Source organism: Streptomyces sp. NH27 (assembly GCF_056859195.1).
The window spans coordinates 1-1,863 of sequence record NZ_JACEGK010000855.1; the positions used below are offsets into that span (position 1 = coordinate 1).

The 1,863-nt window shown below is 74.9% G+C and carries 2 protein-coding genes; both read left to right on the forward strand.

Annotated elements, in window-relative coordinates:
* Positions 1 to 1,005: LolA family protein (locus AC13HU_RS36515; protein WP_483046298.1), on the forward strand; the 1,005-nt coding region annotated here is incomplete at its 5' end.
* A 66-nt stretch (positions 1,006 to 1,071) separates the two neighbouring features.
* The coding region (locus tag AC13HU_RS36520; RefSeq protein ID WP_483046299.1) for an ABC transporter ATP-binding protein at positions 1,072 to 1,863 on the forward strand (792 nt) is incomplete at its 3' end.

Below are 1,863 nucleotides of genomic sequence, written 5' to 3' on the forward strand. Positions count from 1 at the left end.
GCCGGGAGCCTGCTGTCGGGTGCGGGCGGGGCCGGCAAGGGCGGTGCGTCCTCGGCGGCGCCGCAGACCCAGCTCACCCAACTCCTCGCCGGCACCCACCAGCTGCACGTCGCGATCGACGGCCCGGACCGGCAGAAGGTCTCGGTCATCGAGCCCGCCGCCGAGTACAGCGTCATCCACAACGGCGGCCAACTGTGGGCGTACGACAGCGCGTCGAACCAGGCGTACCACTCGACCCTGCCCGCGGCCTCGCCGGACGCGCACCGCTCGCAGCTGCCCGAGGGCGTGCCGACCACCCCGCAGGCCGCCGCCGAGCAGGTGCTGAAGGCGGCGCGGGGCATCGCCTCGATCACGGTCGACGGCACCGCCCGGGTGGCCGGCCGCAGCACGTACGAGTTGGTGGTCACGCCCGAGCACGCCGGCCGCACCACGGTCGGGGAGATCCGGATCGCGGTCGACTCCTCCACCGGGGTGCCGCTGAAGTTCACCCTGCTCCCGAAGGGCGGCGGCAAGGCCGTCTTCGACATCGGCTTCACCAAGGTCGGATTCGGCCGGCCGGCCGCGAGCACCTTCTCGTTCAGCCCGCCCAAGGGTGTGAAGGTGACCGAGGGCAAGACGTCCGACGCGCGTCCCGGCGACGTCGGCGACGGTTCGCGGAACGCCGCGCCCGACACCTCCGGGCCGACCGTACTCGGCACCGGCTGGGACTCCATCGCGGTGATCGACACCGGCGGCCTGGCGTCGGCGGGCAAGGCGAAGACGGGCACGGCAGCGGCGGGCGGCGGCGCGGACTTCGGCGCGGACGGCACGTCCGGTTCGGGCCACGGCGGCGGCGACCCGCAGTCGCTGCTCAACAGCTACGGCACCAAGGTCACCGGCTCCTTCGGCACCGGCACGGTCTTCCACACCCGCCTGGTGAACGTGCTCCTCACCGACAAGGGCAAGCTCTACGTCGGTGCGGTCACCCAGTCCGCGCTGACCGCGGCGGCCGACGGCGCGAAGTAGCGCGTGCGGCAAGGCCGGACGGGCAGCCGACCGGGGGAACCAGGGAGCGAGGGAGCGAGGAGCGTGATGGCGGAGCCTGCCGACGCGGCGGCGCGGGGCGAGGTCGTGATCGAGACCCGCGGCCTCGCCAAGCGGTACCGCGGCACCCTCGCGGTCGACGGCCTCGACCTGCGGGTGCCGCGCGGCAGCGTCTTCGGCTTCCTCGGGCCGAACGGCTCGGGCAAGACCACCACGATCCGGATGCTGATGGGCCTGATCGAGCCGACCGCGGGCACCGCCCGGGTGCTGGGCCGCCCGATGCCGCGCTCGGCCCGCTCGGTGCTGCCCCGGGTCGGCGCGCTCATCGAGGGCCCGGCGCTGTACGGCTTCCTGTCCGGCCGCGACAACCTGCTGCGGTACGACGCGGCCGACCCGACCGCCGACCCGCGCACCCGCCGCGCCCGGGTCGGCACCGCCCTGGACCGGGTGGGGCTGGCCGCGGCCGCGGGGAAGAAGGCGAAGCAGTACTCGCTCGGCATGAAGCAGCGCCTCGGCCTGGCCGCGGCGCTGCTCCAGCCGCGCGACCTGCTGGTGCTGGACGAGCCGACGAACGGCCTCGACCCGCAGGGCATGCGGGAGATCCGCGCCCTGGTCAGGGAGTTGGCCGCCGACGGCACGACCGTCTTCCTCTCCTCGCACCTGCTGGACGAGATCGAGCAGGTCTGCACACACGCCGCCGTGATGGCCCGCGGCCGGCTGATCACGCAGGGGCCCGTCGCCGAGCTGTCGGCCGGCACCCGCGGGCGGCTCGCCGTCACCACACCGGACCCGGCCGACGCGGTTCGGGTGCTGGCCGGGCACGGCGTGACCGCCCTGGCC